The sequence below is a fragment of the Pedobacter agri PB92 genome (assembly GCF_000258495.1).
GTDB classification, from domain to species: domain Bacteria; phylum Bacteroidota; class Bacteroidia; order Sphingobacteriales; family Sphingobacteriaceae; genus Pedobacter; species Pedobacter agri.
Window position 1 is genome coordinate 30,535 of record NZ_AJLG01000001.1, and the last position, 14,799, is coordinate 45,333.

Genomic DNA, 14,799 nt, shown 5'->3' on the forward strand with positions numbered 1-14,799 from the left:
TGTTTTTAAGTTCCTACGAACTTAACATTGCTGAAGGTAAACTGCGTTGAAATATCCGATTTGGTAGTGTTGTAAAATGGAGAAAACATTTTACCAGAAATGGTGCCCTGCTTCGTATCAATTTGCAGCAACCTTAAGTAGCCACCTCCGCTATCTTCGCATTGATAATTTTGTAGCATGGAGTAAATGGTATTTCCATTTGTTCCAAGATCTGACCGTTGCGCAGCATAACATACATGACCGCTTAAAACCATCAACAGGTTTTTATGATTTTTTAAATACTTATTAAAAATATCTGAGCATTTCATGTTTCCATAGCCAGCATTAGTTGTATTTATTTCGCCGGTAGGGGTTAAATGATAATGGGTCAGTACGATTGTATTAAAATCCGGGTATACTGATATAATACTGTCAGCCCATTTTACAGCACTTTCTCTGGCACAAAATTCAAGGTTAATTACCATCCATTTTTTATTGGCGGCTGTAAATTGATGAAAGGCATTATCGCTTTTATTTGCTTCGAAAACGCCTTTTTGAAGTTTGAATCGACTTGTTGGGAAAAAGGAATTGAATTTTGTGGTATTCCTGAGGTTAGCATTTACATTTCCGGGTGCCGCACTTCCGCTATTAGGTAAAACAGCTCCGGTATCATGATTTCCGATGGCGATAACATATGGTACATTGCGATCGTCCAAACGTTTCATAATATTACTGGCCGTTTGGTATTGCGGAATCGTATCGAAGTTTACCAAATCTCCAACATGGAGCGCCAACGGGATATTTAATGAATCCTTTACTCTTGCTATCCAATCGCATTGCGTGGTAAACATCGCATTGTTTCGGGTAACGGCTTCCTGTGTATCAGGAAAAATTGGAATAACAAAGGTTGTACTGATCGTTTCAGGCGTAGCTATAGCCGGTTCAGTATGCTTTGAGCAGCTGAATAAGAAGAGTAAAACAAAAATATTAATTAAGTTTCTCATCTCGTTTATCCAGATAACGATTATGAATTTGTTTTAGTATTACCAGGCTATCGTAAATATTATTCTCCGAGCTTAAAATCTTTATAATAGAAATCTTTGTCAGCATCAGTAAGCTGTCGGATTACCCTGCAAGGATTTCCTGCCGCGAACACATTATCAGGAATATCTCTGGTAACAATACTTCCTGAGCCAATAACCACATTTGAGCCAATTTTAACGCCAGGATTAATCACTACATTTCCACCAATCCAAACACTGTTGCCAATGGTAATTTCTTGTGCCCATTCCCATTCCTGATCGCGTAGATGTGCATGAATAGGATGACCTGCGGTATAAATGGCTACATTTGGAGCAATGAAAACGCTGTTTCCGATACTCACCTTTGCGCAATCTAAAATAACCAGGTTAAAGTTTGCATAAAAGTTGTCGCCTATTTCGATGTTGTAACCATAATCACAACGGAAAGGCGGCTCGATGTAAAACATCTTTTCGGTTTTGCCGAAAAGTCTTTTTAACAACTCTTTTCGTTGCTTGATAAATTTGGGCGCAAGGTTGTTAAATTCGAAAACAATTTCGCGGGCTTTTAATCTTTCTTTTGATAATTCGGCATCTCCAGCTTGATACGCTTTGCCGGCTAGCATCTTTTCTTTTTCGGTAAGTAAATTAATTTCCATAAAATGATTTTGTTCTTAGCTGATCCGGAAAAGTTATAAAATAAAATCTTTTTAATGTGAAGAATTACCAGAATAATTTATCAACGATGTTAACATGGCGAGGTGCGAAGCATTTCATATATGTACAAGCACCAATCAGCAAATTAAAATTGCGTTTTGTTTCAAAAAAAACGGGGCTATCGATACATCGATTCCCCGTTGAAATTGCTTTCCCCAAAATCCTTAAAACGGATTTTGTTATCATTTATTTTAAGGCTTGCCTTTCGCTAACGCTTTTTCAGCAATTTTAATTGCTTTTTTCTCTCTCCAGTGGGCGTACTTTTCTTTGAAAGTCATTTTAATTAAACTATCCACAGCACCGTGAGTAAACAAACTCCATACACTTGCAACTTTACGCGAGATCGATTGATCCCAGGCTCGCAAGCTTAATGAGAATGAACCATCTAAATATTTCATCCAATGCCACATTCCTGTCGGCATAAATAAAGTATCTCCATGCTCTAGGAAAACTTCGTAACCTTCTACACCTTTTAAGGCAGGGAATTTTTCGAAATCCGGATTTGCAACATCGTAATCTTCCAAGGCATAGGTCGCATTTGGAAGGCAATATAACCGGTCTTTCCACTTGTTGTCAAAAAGAACAATATGCTTTCTTCCACCAAAATGAGTGTGAAAAATATGAGGTAAATCGATGTCGTAGTGCAAAAAGGTAACCGAGTTCGAACCACCAAAAAACATCGCTGGCATACTTTCGATAAAACCGCCCATTAAATCTTTGGGAATTTTAACGTCGTTAATTAAACTCGGAACTTTTTTGAATAAATTGAAAAAGAAGATCCTCAATTCAGTAGGCTCACGTTTAATTAGATCTAGGTAATCGCCGAATTTCATGTGTGCCGTAGCAGCATTAATTGGCTTTGAAGGATCTGCTTTAGAGTTGTCGTACAAAGGAACTTCTAAATCGCCACCAATTTCTTTCAGATATTCAGTAGTCCATTTTTCTCTCGCTGGCCAATCTTTTGTTAAGCCCCGAATCACTAATGGTTTTTTTGTTTTCAGGTAGTTTTTCTTGAAATCCTCAGGAGTGATATTCTCGACGATGTCTACTGGTTTTAAGATGAAACTCATGCGTTTTATTTTGGTTTTTGTTGCCGAACAACAAATGTGTAAATTTTATTTTACAAATAATATATCTCAAAAGAAATGTGACGAAAATTACTTAATTCTAAAGTATCGTTCCCTTAACATTTCCGTAATGTTAAGCAGGGATCTTTCTTCCTACGATTTCTGCATAAGCAGCATCCCACAAATCAATACGTTTTTGCAGCGCTTGCCTGGTCGTTTCTTCAGCTTCAGCCCAATAACTTTCATCTTTTTCGCATAGCTTTTCGGTCATGGCCAAAGCCAAATGACTGTGATGGTCGCCATCTACCTCGATATGGCGTTCCAGGTAGTATTTAAATATCGAAACACGGTCGGGTTGTGTGCTGTTTAAATCGTTCACCATGCTAAAAAACATGTTCGGAATTAAATCTTCTCTACCAAAAGTAAAACTTGCCGCCTGTAGATGTGTTTTGCCACTGTTAATCGTGTCGAAGGTAGCTTTTACAAAATCTCGGGCAGCTTGAGGTACTTGTGCCAGTTCAAAAGCCATGTCAAAATCTCTGCCTTTTTGCAAGGAGCTTAAAAAGTTTTTAACTGGTAAAACATTTGCACCACATTGTGCCATGGCATCCAGGTAGAGCTCGAAATGACTTTTAATCTTACCATCTGCATCTACATCACTTTCTTCGCCGGCGACGATTTCATTAATGAGCTGCCTGGTAACCGCATCACCAACCGGAAACCAGGGCAATGTGGTGCAGGTTAAATTTATTTGTAAAGCCTTAAGTAGCGACATGAAATCCCATACGGCATAAATATGGTGTTCCATAAAAACCTGAAGATCTTCCAATTCACTGATCGCTGAATAAACTTTATGATTTATAATTTGCTGCCTAAGCGGCTCAATGTTCTCTTGAATTTTTAAAATGTTGGGATGCATATTCTAATTGTGGATTGAAGATTAATGAGTGAATGTTTTATAGTGCTGATCTTCGTTCTAGAAATCATTCAATCTTTTGTTATTTTGGTAAATTATGTAGCAGTGATTTCTTTGCTCGTTTGATGGCTAAATTCTCTTTCCAACTCATATATTTCTCTCTGTAATTTGCTTTCATAAAGTCGTCAAAATTGCGCTGTAGTGTTAAATTGTATAAGCTTTTTGCTTTCACCTTCCAGCTATTATCCCAGGCCCGTAAACTGATAGAGAATGAACCATCGAGGTATTTCATCCAATGCCAATAACCTGTAGGCATAAAAAGTGTATCGCCATGTTCAAGAAACGCTTCCACACCTTTAACACCTTTCAACGCCGGGAATTTCTCAAAATCTGGGTTTTCGACATCATAATCTTCTAAAGCATAGGTGGCATAGGGAATCTGATAAAGACGCTCTTTCCACTTGTAATCAAATAAAATTACATGTTTTCGACCATTAAAATGTGTATGGAAAATGTGCGCCAAATCAATGTCGTAGTGTAGAAAAGTTATTGATCCTTTTCCTCCAAAAAACATATTAGGATATCGGTCTAAAAAACCACCCATAAGCTTTTTCGGAGCGATATAATCATCGAGTAGGTTGGGCGCAAATTTTATAGGATCAAAAAGAAAAATCCGTAAATCTGTCGGTGTTTCTTTAATTAAATCAATATACTCAGTGAATGTCATTTCCGCTGCTGCGGCATTTATAGGTTTGGATGGATCGGCTTTTGAACTGTCGTACAATGGAATAATTTTCTCTCCAACTACTTTCTTCATGTAATCCATTGACCATTTTTCGTACGCAGGCCATTCTTTTGCCATGTTTTTTATAACCAGCGGTTTGCGTGGATTAAGATAATTCTTTTCGAAATCTACTTTAGAAATATCATCCACCACATCAATTGGAGATAAATCGAACTTCATGTTAATTAAACTGTTAATGCATCAAAACTAAGGAGTTAAAACTGCAATGCCGATAATAGGTGAAAACTTGAAATACTACTGACAAATAACGTAGCCATTGATTAACAAAAAAAAACGCTCCAGCTACCAGCTGGAACGTTAATTAATTATACGGGGACGTGATATGTTTCTTTAAATATGGATGATTTTTCAACCAACACCTATATTTACGAATAAAAAAAACAGCTGGTTTTTAAGTGCTGCATTTTTTTTAAAAACATCTAAATAACTTTAGCCTCACGCACCTTTTTCGAGAAGATTTTTGGGAAAAAGCGTTTGAGCAAAACGGCTCTAGTCTCTTTTCCACCGATGTAGACTTCTTCTTTTTTGGCTTTTACTGCTGTTACAATTTCCGAAGCACAATCTTTTGCCGACATGGCTGTTTCATGGGCTTCGCCCATTACGTTAAGTGGTTTTCCATCCCCGGTAAGGGCATTATAGGTAACATTTGTTTTGATAAATCCAGGGCAAATAATTGTTATATCAATATTTTTATCAAAAACTTCTGACCGCACTGAGTCGAAATAGCCATGCAACGCATGTTTTGAGGCTGCATAAGCCGATCTTAATTTCGTTCCGAATTTGCCTACCAGACTGCTGATGATCACGATTTGACCGCCCCCATTTTTGATCATATTTGGTATAACAGCTTTGCTTAAAGTAACTGTTCCCCAAAAATTAGTGCTCATAATTTGTTGTTCGGTCTTCAAATCAGTTTCAAGCGCCAAGCCTCGCTGGCTAACGCCTCCGCTATTAATTAACAAATCGATTTTGCCGAAGATTTTAATGGCGTCCTGAGCCTTGCTTTCCAAAATTTCTGTTTCACTTAAATCGAACGGCAGCACGTGTACATTAAACGAGTTTTGGCAATTTCCCTTTACCCTAAACAACTCATCGCGGTTGCGGCCCGAGAGGATTAACTTGTCTCCGGCTTTGAAATATTCATAAACCAGGGCTTCGCCAATTCCTGAGGAGGCACCTGTTATCCAAACAATTTTCGACATATACTTTAATTATTAAATTCTGAATACTTAAATATTGATCTCAATTATGCTTCAACTTTGTTCCTCATCATTGAGTTATCCGAACTCATTCCTTAATGATAAACAATTCAGCGGCGATATGGTCAGCAAAGAGCTTTCCATTTTGGCTTAATTTAATGGTATCCTTCTCGAGGATCAACCAGTCTTTATCTTCAAAACCTCGAAGGTTTTGAATGGTTTCCTCAAAAAAATCTTTCCCAAAGTCGTTGGCGATTTTCTTTAAATCTATACCCCACATTGTTCTCAAGGAAGTCATCATATATTCATTGAAACGATCTTCTATGCTAAGCGTTTCAATAACTTCCGGCAACTTATTTCTTTCCAGGGCATCTATGTACATGGCGTTGTTTGCCGGGTTCATATATCTGTTTTGCCCATCAAAACCATGTGCTGATGGGCCAATGCCGATGTAATTAATGCCTCGCCAATAGTTGGTGTTATGAATAGCATAGCAGTTTGGCTTAGCAAAATTTGAAATTTCATAATGATCAAATCCTGATGCCGTTAATTTGTTCATTAAGATTACAAACTGCTCGGCACTTTGATGATCGTTAACCGGTATTTGCTTTTTAGTTTTAATGGCATGAGCCAGAGCTGTTCTGGGTTCAACAGTCAACGCGTAAGCGGAAATATGTGGAACATTTAACTCAATCGCTTTGTCGATATTACTGAGCCACTTCGTGTCCGTTAACAATGGGTAGCCATAAATCAGATCGAGCGTCAAATTTTCAAAACCGGCATCTTGACTTCTCTTTATAGCATTTTCCCCTTCACTGGCATGATGTGCCCGGTTCATCCAGGTCAAATCCTCATCAAAAAAAGATTGGATGCCAACACTGAACCGATTCACGGGTAACTGCTTTAGTTCTTTTAATTTTTGTGCGGTCAAATCATCAGGATTGGCCTCCATGGTAATTTCGGCATTCGAATCTATCTGATAATTTTGAGTAATGGTATCAAAAATCTTTTGTAGTGCAGCCTGCGATAAAATAGATGGGGTTCCTCCTCCAAAATAGATACTACCAACCTGCCCCGGTATTCGGTTTTTCTTCATTTTAATTTCTTTACAAATGGCTTCAACCATCTCATCAGCATATTTTAAAGATGTACTGAAATGGAAATCGCAATAATGGCAAGCCTTTTTGCAAAAAGGAATATGGATGTAGATACCGGACATTGCTGCAAAGATACAGCATATTCTAAATCCATTTATTTTCTTTAGGTAAACAATGATTATTCAACTACTTTTGCAAGCTTAAAGTTTTGATTCAAAGCATGCCGAAATTCGCTTTCATTTTATTTACGTTTTTATTGTGGGGAAATATAACAGCTGCACAACAAACTCCCGTGAATATTGATTCTACATCGGTAGTGAAGTATCAATATCGAAGATATCGGCTGGATTCGGCAGCAATTGCCCGGCAAAAATTTGTAACAGATTCTATTGTAAAACACACCTGGGCACTGCCAGACAGTTTAATTAAGAAAACTATTTTACTGGATAGTGTTGAGAAAGAATATCTTTTTCCTTCACTCGATTTAATAGCCTGGCATAAAAAATATCAATACCTAAAGAAAAAGGCAAATCCTTACCAGTTAGGTTCTCAAATTCCTAAAGGCAATGTAGGTTTGCTGGGCTTTATTTTTGCCATGCTTGTGATTTTTGCCATTTTAAAAAATGCATTTTCAAAGCAATTGTCGGCAATTGTACAGTCATTCTTCAGTAACCGTATTTTAAATAATATAAACAAAGAGGATAACCTATTCAGTTCCTGGCCATTCTTGTTGCTGTTTGTTCAGTTCGGGTTTGTATTCGGAATGTTTTTCTTTTTGGTGGCACAATGGCGGGATATGTACCAGGCAAAAGAAGGATTTCGGTTTTTCTTTACGATTTCACTCACGATTATTGGTTTTTATGCGTTGAAACTTGTCGTTTTAAGGTTTCTAGGTTTTCTGTTTAATGTACAAAAACCAGTTGGAGAATACATTTCGATATTGTACCTCAGTTATTTCAATGCATCTTTACTTTTTATTCCTTTAGTAGTGGCATTTGCGTTATCACCCCTTAAATATGGCGAGGTATATATTGTATTGGCGGTCTTATTGTTAGGGGTTATTTTTGCCTTTCAACTTCTCCGGGCTGGAGTTACTATACTTTCTAATAATAAGTTTTCTAGAATGCATTTAATTTTGTACTTTTGCGCCCTCGAAATATGTCCTATTTTAATACTAATTAAAACGATAGGATTGTAGCTGGAAAAAGGAAAATGCAAGAAAAGAACGACTCTAGAATTCGCAAAGTGAAAAGTATTTTGGTTACTTTACCAAAACCTGAAACAGAAAAATCTCCTTATTACGACTTGGCCAAGAAGCACAATTTAAAAGTTGACTTTAGGTCTTTTATCCACGTTGAAGGTGTGCCTGCAAGGGACTTCAGGAAGGATAAAATTAATCTTGCCGACTTTACGGCTGTTATTTTTACAAGTCGCAATGCTGCAGATCATTTTTTCAGAATTTGTGAAGAAATGCGTTATGATGTTCCGGCTGAATTAAAATATTTTTGTCTGTCTGAAACTATAGCTTTGTATTTGCAGAAATATATTCAGTATAGAAAGCGCAAGATCTTCTTTGGAAAACAAACGGCTGCTGACTTAGCAGAAGTATTGAAGAAGCATGCAAATGAGAAGTTTTTATATCCTTGCTCTGATGTCGCAACAGAGGATACTATGAAGTTCCTTGAAAAAAGTGGTTATGATTTTACTCCGGCTGTGCTTTTCAGGACCGTAGTGAGTGATTTATCGGATTTAGCGGAGGTTTTTTATGATGTAATTGCCTTCTTTAGTCCTTCAAGTATTCAATCGTTGTTTAAAAATTTCCCTGACTTTAAACAGAATAATACACGTATTGCAGCTTTCGGAGTAAACACAAGTAAAGCCTGTACAGATATGGATTTGATTGTTGATATAGCAGCGCCAACCCCCGGCGTACCTTCTATGACCATGGCTATTGAAAACTATATCAAAACATCTAATAAATAATACATTCAATAATTTATTTTCAGTCAACACAATAAAAGCGTAACTTTGCTGTTATAAGAAGGTTACGCTTTTATTGTAACAGAAATATTAGGCGAATTAGTGCTGGTAACTACAGCTATTTGCTTTAAACAAACGATTTAACTTAAAATATTTGCAATTGTTGATAATTTCAATGATTTTTGATAAAATTGCTCCTAACGTGCTTTGCACACTATATTTAATATGAAGAAAATCTACCTTCTAGCTATTGTGGGTATAACTGTATTGCTAGCAAGTTGTGGTCATGGTGGCCAGGGCGAGTTAGTTGGTGCATACAACCGAAAATTCAAAAACAACAGAATTCCTTTAGGCATGGTTTATATTCCGCCAGGCCACACTCCGCTCGGTGGATCTGATGAAGATATTACTTTTTCGCAAAATGGTCCGAGTAGGATGACTACCATCCCAGCTTTTTTCATGGATCAAACTGAGATCTCAAACGCAGAGTATCGTCAATTTACCAATTGGGTTCGTGATTCAATTGCAATTGCCATGATGGGAAATCCTCAGCAGTTTATGATGACACCGAGAGGTAATGCAGCGGCTCAGGTTGGTGGAGAGAAATACATTGATTGGAGGAGGGTTGGTCAAAACGGCGCCAATATCTGGCGTAATAGAGGTAGAGGAGCTAACGGTGCTCAGGCAAGCCAGTTAGACGGCATGTATTATTCTGGTTTAGATGCATTACCTGGCAAAAAGGAAATCGATGTACGTAAGTTGGAGTATTCATATGCAGAATTAAATATGGATAAAGCTGCTTTAGGACATAAAAATCCGAACAGCAAACGCCAGGATTATATTGACAGGTATACTGTTGCCATTTACCCTGATACAATGGTTTGGAAAACAGATTATTCTTATTCAATGAATGATCCGATGGTACGTGCTTACTATAGTCACCCATCTTATGATGATTATCCTGTTGTGGGTGTAAGTTGGGAGCAGGCAAAAGCATTTTCTCAGTGGAGAACAAGATTGTATGATGGCGTAGCGCAAGCGAGAAAAATGCCGGTAGGCTCTAGATCTGATTACAGATTGCCAGCTGAAACGGAATTTGAATATGCAGCAAGAGGTGGTAACACTAAAACAAAATATCCATGGGGCGGACCTTACATCAGAAATACCAAAGGATGTTTACAGGCAAACTTTAAACCGGGTCGTGGAGATTATTCTAGCGATGGTGGAATTTACACGGTAGGAGTAAGATCATATTTTCCAAACGATTACGGTTTATATAACATGGCTGGAAATGTTTCAGAATGGACGATTACTGCTTACAATAAAGGTGCTGCTCCGTTACTTCATGATTTAAGTCCGAACTTTACTTACGATGCCAGTGCTGGAGACAGTAAATACAAAAAACGTAAAATAGTTAAAGGGGGCTCTTGGAAGGATACAGGTTATTTCTTACAGAACGCCGTTTCTACCTACGAATATCAGGACACCCAAAGATCATACATTGGTTTTAGATGCGTTTCATCTTACCCAGGTACCGATTTAAGAAATTAAACCAAAGAAAAACTAAAACTAAAGAAAAACATCAAAATTTTATGGCAGCAAAGAAACAACCAAGCTGGTTACACGTAGCGATTTCATGGGGAGCAAGTATTGTAATTGTAGGGGCTTTATTCAAAATCCTTCATATTGGAGGAATTGTAGGTAACTACATGATTGGTATCGGTCTTGGTGTAGAAGCGATATTATTCTTCTTAACAGGATTTTTTCCGCCAGAACCAGAACCAGCATGGGAAAGAGTGTACCCAGAGTTAAAAGAAGATTACAAGGGCGAATTGCCGACCGTATCTGCTAGACCAGTTGCAGCACCTGTTTCAGCAGGAAATACTGCAGCATTAGATAAGTTATTAACTGATGCTAAAATTGGACCGGAATTAATCGAAAGTTTAGGATCAGGTTTGCGTACATTTGGTGATAAAGTAGCTACTATTTCAAATGTTGCTGATGCATCAACTGCTACAAATGAATTTACAAGCAAAGTAAAAACGGCTTCTGCTGGTTTTGATAACTTAAGTGCTTCTTTTGAAAAGGCAACAGCTAACTTAAAAGCAATGGGTGAAAGCAACGTAGATTCTCAGGCTTATCACGATCAGGTAAATAATTTAGCAAAGAATTTGTCAGCGCTAAATGCAGTGTATGAATTAGAGTTACAAGATTCTAGCGCACACTTAAAATCGATGAATAAATTCTATTCTAACCTATCTTTAACCATGCAGAACTTCAATGAATCGATGGAAGATTCTAAACAGTTTAAAGAAGAGGTGAATAAGTTGGCTAAAAACTTAGCTTCACTTAACTCGATTTATGGCAATATGTTATCGGCCATGAACGGCCCACGTGTATAATTTATCTAGTTTTTAATTTTTAGAAAAAAAGCTACATAAAACATGGCAGGCGGAAAAGAAACAACAAGGCAGCGGATGATCAATATCATGTATTTGGTATTGTTAGCTATGCTTGCCTTAAACGTATCAGATACAATTTTAGATGCATTCAAAAATATCAATGATAGTTTGGATACTTCTAAAAACAATGTAAACACCAGTATAAATCAGCTTTTTTCTGCATTCGAAAATTCGAAGTTGAAAGAAGAGCCTGCTCGAGCACAGCCTATTTACGAAAGGGCTAAGCAAGCACAGGCTGCTGCTGATGAGTTAAACAACTACATTGAAAACATCAAAAAAGAAGTTTACAACAGCTGGCGATGGAATTGATCCAGAAACGGATGATTTAGTAAACAGATCTAATCAGGATATTGCTCAGAATATCATGATTAACCAGAAAAAGGCTACGCAGCTTAAGGACAAAATTAACGCGACAAGAGAGAAATTAATTTCATTGTTAGATCCTGCGGATCGTGCAAACGTTGCTTTCTCTCTAGAAGCTAAAGATCCGGTTAGAAAAAGAAAAGGTAATTGGCAGGAAACTTATTTTGGAGAGGGAACGCCTTTAACGGCTGCAATGACAATTTTAACAAAACTACAAGCTGATACAAAAAAATGCAGAGGCGGAAGTGGTTAAAAAGTTGTTTGGAAATATGGATAAGGCACAGGTAAATTTAGATCAGTTTGCAGCGGTAGCTGTGGCACCTACATCTTATGTAATCCAGGGTCAGCCGTATACAGCAGAGGTGTTTTTAACGGCAAGCGATTCAAGATCTACTCCTGATATCTCGGTTAACGGAAATAAACTATCTATCAAAGAAGGTAAAGGAACTTACACAGGTGGAACAAGCAGTGTTGGTGAATTTACATGGGTGGGTACAATTCGTGTTCGTCAAACTGACGGGCAGGTTAAAGAATACAAAACCCAGCCACAAAAATATCAGGTAGCAAAACCATCTGCTACGGTTTCATCAACAAAAATGAATGTAATTTATGCAGGTATTCCGAATCCATTTACAGTTTCGGCAGCAGGATTTCCGTTAGAAAGTGTTCGTGCTACTATTTCAGCTGGATCAATGTCTGGCTCAAATGGAAATTACAACGTTAACGTTTCAGGTGGTCAGGTTGGAAGTGAAGTGTCTATTAACGTAAGCGCAACAAATGCAGGTAAAACGGTTAGCCTAGGTGCTCAGAAATTCAGGGTAAAAGCTATTCCTAAGCCGGTTGCAAAAGTTGGTGGAAGAGCGGGCGGCGATATTGCGTCAGTTCAGTTAAAAAGCGAATCAGAAATCGAAGCAGATTTAGATGATTTTCCTTTTGATGTTAAATTTAAAATTCAGCGTTACAAGTTAACGGTAATTAAACCACGTTCAGACGCGGTGACTATTTCTGGTAGTGGAGGAAGTTTTGCAGGTGCTGTAAAAGCTGCAATCAATTCTGTAACGCCGGGCACCAGAGTATTTTTTGAAGATATCGTTTCTGTGGGTCCTGATGGCCGCCAGAATGTTTTACCTTCATTAGCATTCAATGTTAAATAAGAAGAAGATGAAAAGGATTGTAAGCATCATTGTTTTAGGTTTATGTACATCACTGGCTTTCGCTCAAAAAAAGCCGACGAAGCTGGCACCTAAAAAAGCTGCTGTTACTTCGGCACCTGTTGCAGATACCGTAGCAGCTCCTGTTAAAGTTGCTAAGAAAAAGCTAAAAGTACCGCCTAAAGATGGTTTTTATGCTCGTAGAGATATTGATAGCACAGAGATGGTGCCACTGGCCGAGGTGCGTGACGAGGATGTATTTTACGCAAAACGTATCTGGAGAGAAATTGATTTAAGAGATACAGTTAATTCTGCGTTGAAATCTCCGAAATCGAGATTGATTGATGTATTATTATCGGCAATCAAGTCGGAAGAACTAACTGCGTATGCCCCGATTGACAGTGTTTTAAATGAGGATGATGCATTTAATACGCCTATGACAGCTGATTCTGCAAGAATGGCTGCCGCAGGAACTGTTGAGGTTACAGATGCTAAAGCAGGTACAGTAAAAACCGTAGCGAATGATCTCAATCCAGAATCATTTTTAAAATTCAGAATTAAAGAAGATTGGATTTTTGATGTGAAACGTTCCATCTTCGAACCACGTATTGTTGGTATTGCTCCAATGAAATATAACGAAGTTTCGAAACAATGGCAACCGGTTTTCTGGGTATACTATCCTGAAGCCCGCGAAATATTAACTAAAAAACGTTTAATTAACACCAATAACGATGCTTCTTCTTTGAGTTTTGACGATTTCTTTATTCGTCGCCTATTTAGTAGCTACATTGTAAAAGAATCTAATCCAGGAGATAACAAACTTAGAGACATTATTACGGACCCTAGACAGCGATTGTACGAATCAGAACGGATTAAAAAATCTGTTCTTGATTATGAACAGGGACTTTGGGAATATTAGAAAAAAAAGCTTCGATGAAAATCGAAGCTTTTTTTTGCTTTACTACGCTGTTGTGATTTAATTTATTACAAAAACCTCCGCCAGTGGATTAAAAAGATATATTCGTTTATCATCCAGGCAAACACAGCGGTAACGTTTTCTAATACGTTCGCCTTTGGTGAAACGGCGGCCATCCTTGATTTTGAAAATGGTATTTACAGGAAGTTGTTCTAAATGCAACGTTTCAGTTTGATCAGAATCATACTTCTTTAACGCTCTAGACAAATGCAAATCAGAACAGCTTGAAGCTGCTGGATTAGACATATAGTTATCAATAGCTTTATGAATATCGTCAGGAAAAATGTTCATTTCAAAAAACGGAACCATCATCCGCTGAAAGTTTTTCTTCCATTCTCCACCATGTGGTTTTACTTTGTTCTTGAAATCGTTCCAGGTTAAAAGATGTGCAAATTCATGAACTGTAGTCACCAGAAAAGCATAATGATTCAAATTAAAATTTACTGAAATCCGATGTCCTTTATCGCGGTAAGGATGGCGGTAATCTCCAAGTTTGGTAGAACGGGTTTTAGCGATTTTAAATTCGCACTGAAAATAATCTATCCATTTTGCAATTAGCGGCGCCGCCTGAGCCGGCATATATTGCGCTAATAAATCAACTTTCTCCATTTAACCGCAAAGTTCGCAAAGTTTTTCGCAAAGAAACAAAGAAAAGTTACAGGCCATTAGCGATACGTTTTAAACCATCCTTTAAAAGAATAACATTGAAATTCATTAACAAACCCAACTTATAATTTCCTAGTTTCATATAAGTTAATGTTTGAGCCAAGTGCACATCATTTAAAGCTTCAACGCTTTTCAGCTCAAGGACTAATTTCCTTTCTACTAAAATATCAATTCTATAGCCACATTCCAACCTCACCTCTTCAAATATCAAAGGCATTATCTTTTCCTTTTCTACAAATAATCCAGCTTTAGCAATTTTGTAAAATAAGCATTCTTTGTAAGCACTTTCTAACAAGCCTGGCCCTAATGCATTATGTACTTCAATTGCTAAACCGATTACAACTCTTGATAATTCATTCTCACCCATAATTTTAATTTAGCTTAGTGTTCTTTGCGCCTTTT

17 protein-coding genes are annotated in these 14,799 nt (G+C 37.5%); 8 read left to right on the top strand and 9 right to left on the bottom strand.

Going from position 1 to position 14,799, the window contains the following annotated elements:
* Positions 1–5: 5 nt before the first annotated feature.
* The 7 genes from ON09_RS00150 to hemW all read right to left on the bottom strand — a co-directional run bounded on the left by ON09_RS00150 (position 6) and on the right by hemW (position 6,921).
* A complete protein-coding gene (locus ON09_RS00150) occupies positions 6–983 on the bottom strand; it encodes a metallophosphoesterase (protein WP_010599038.1) in 978 nt (325 codons plus the stop codon).
* 59 nt (positions 984–1,042) lie between these two features.
* On the bottom strand, positions 1,043–1,657 hold the full coding sequence (locus ON09_RS00155) for a sugar O-acetyltransferase (RefSeq protein ID WP_010599039.1): 615 nt from the start codon (positions 1,655–1,657) through the stop codon (positions 1,043–1,045).
* 249 nt (positions 1,658–1,906) lie between these two features.
* On the bottom strand, positions 1,907–2,785 hold the full coding sequence (locus ON09_RS00160) for a cupin-like domain-containing protein (protein ID WP_010599040.1): 879 nt from the start codon (positions 2,783–2,785) through the stop codon (positions 1,907–1,909).
* A gap of 130 nt (positions 2,786–2,915) precedes the next feature.
* Positions 2,916–3,701 (bottom strand): DUF3050 domain-containing protein, encoded by a 786-nt coding sequence (locus ON09_RS00165; protein WP_010599041.1) that lies wholly within the window; start codon positions 3,699–3,701, stop codon positions 2,916–2,918.
* Between the two features lie 79 nt (positions 3,702–3,780).
* Positions 3,781–4,662, bottom strand: a complete 882-nt coding sequence (locus tag ON09_RS00170) for a cupin-like domain-containing protein (protein ID WP_010599042.1) — start codon at positions 4,660–4,662, stop codon at positions 3,781–3,783.
* Positions 4,663–4,922: 260 nt separating this feature from the next.
* Complete coding sequence (locus tag ON09_RS00175) at positions 4,923–5,705, bottom strand: SDR family oxidoreductase (protein ID WP_010599043.1); 783 nt, start codon at positions 5,703–5,705, stop codon at positions 4,923–4,925.
* 85 nt (positions 5,706–5,790) lie between these two features.
* Complete coding sequence (hemW, locus tag ON09_RS00180) at positions 5,791–6,921, bottom strand: radical SAM family heme chaperone HemW (RefSeq protein WP_010599044.1); 1,131 nt, start codon at positions 6,919–6,921, stop codon at positions 5,791–5,793.
* Positions 6,922–7,019: 98 nt separating this feature from the next.
* Here hemW and ON09_RS00185 point away from each other — a divergent pair, with 98 nt between their 5' ends.
* From ON09_RS00185 to porN, 8 genes are all read left to right on the top strand, one after another.
* A complete protein-coding gene (locus ON09_RS00185; protein ID WP_010599045.1) occupies positions 7,020–7,997 on the top strand; it encodes a DUF4271 domain-containing protein in 978 nt (325 codons plus the stop codon).
* A gap of 14 nt (positions 7,998–8,011) precedes the next feature.
* Positions 8,012–8,782 (top strand): uroporphyrinogen-III synthase, encoded by a 771-nt coding sequence (locus ON09_RS00190; protein WP_010599046.1) that lies wholly within the window; start codon positions 8,012–8,014, stop codon positions 8,780–8,782.
* A gap of 222 nt (positions 8,783–9,004) precedes the next feature.
* Positions 9,005–10,330 carry a gliding motility-associated lipoprotein gene (locus ON09_RS00195; protein ID WP_010599047.1) on the top strand — a complete coding sequence of 442 codons (1,326 nt, stop codon included), beginning with the start codon at positions 9,005–9,007 and terminating at the stop codon, positions 10,328–10,330.
* 41 nt (positions 10,331–10,371) lie between these two features.
* Positions 10,372–11,181, top strand: coding sequence for a type IX secretion system motor protein PorL/GldL (gene porL, locus ON09_RS00200; RefSeq protein WP_010599048.1), 810 nt, complete (start codon positions 10,372–10,374; stop codon positions 11,179–11,181).
* A gap of 42 nt (positions 11,182–11,223) precedes the next feature.
* The gene (locus tag ON09_RS26530) at positions 11,224–11,550 is read left to right on the top strand and encodes a hypothetical protein (protein ID WP_316927757.1); all 327 of its coding nucleotides are present in this window, start codon (positions 11,224–11,226) and stop codon (positions 11,548–11,550) included.
* Positions 11,504–11,857, top strand: a complete 354-nt coding sequence (locus ON09_RS26535; RefSeq protein WP_316927758.1) for a hypothetical protein — start codon at positions 11,504–11,506, stop codon at positions 11,855–11,857. Before ON09_RS26530 ends, ON09_RS26535 begins: the two co-directional genes overlap by 47 nt.
* 16 nt (positions 11,858–11,873) lie before the next feature.
* Positions 11,874–12,758 carry a GldM family protein gene (locus ON09_RS26540; protein WP_238533569.1) on the top strand — a complete coding sequence of 295 codons (885 nt, stop codon included), beginning with the start codon at positions 11,874–11,876 and terminating at the stop codon, positions 12,756–12,758.
* Between the two features lie 7 nt (positions 12,759–12,765).
* Positions 12,766–13,674 (top strand): type IX secretion system ring subunit PorN/GldN, encoded by a 909-nt coding sequence (gene porN, locus ON09_RS00210; RefSeq protein WP_029204006.1) that lies wholly within the window; start codon positions 12,766–12,768, stop codon positions 13,672–13,674.
* A gap of 57 nt (positions 13,675–13,731) precedes the next feature.
* Here porN and ON09_RS00215 read toward each other — a convergent pair whose 3' ends face one another.
* Together ON09_RS00215 and ON09_RS00220 are read right to left on the bottom strand one after the other, a co-directional pair.
* Positions 13,732–14,340 (bottom strand): SprT-like domain-containing protein, encoded by a 609-nt coding sequence (locus tag ON09_RS00215; RefSeq protein ID WP_010599050.1) that lies wholly within the window; start codon positions 14,338–14,340, stop codon positions 13,732–13,734.
* A 46-nt stretch (positions 14,341–14,386) separates the two neighbouring features.
* Positions 14,387–14,764: a GxxExxY protein gene (locus ON09_RS00220; RefSeq protein ID WP_010599051.1), complete on the bottom strand. Its 378-nt coding sequence runs from the start codon at positions 14,762–14,764 to the stop codon at positions 14,387–14,389.
* Positions 14,765–14,799: the final 35 nt, after the last annotated feature.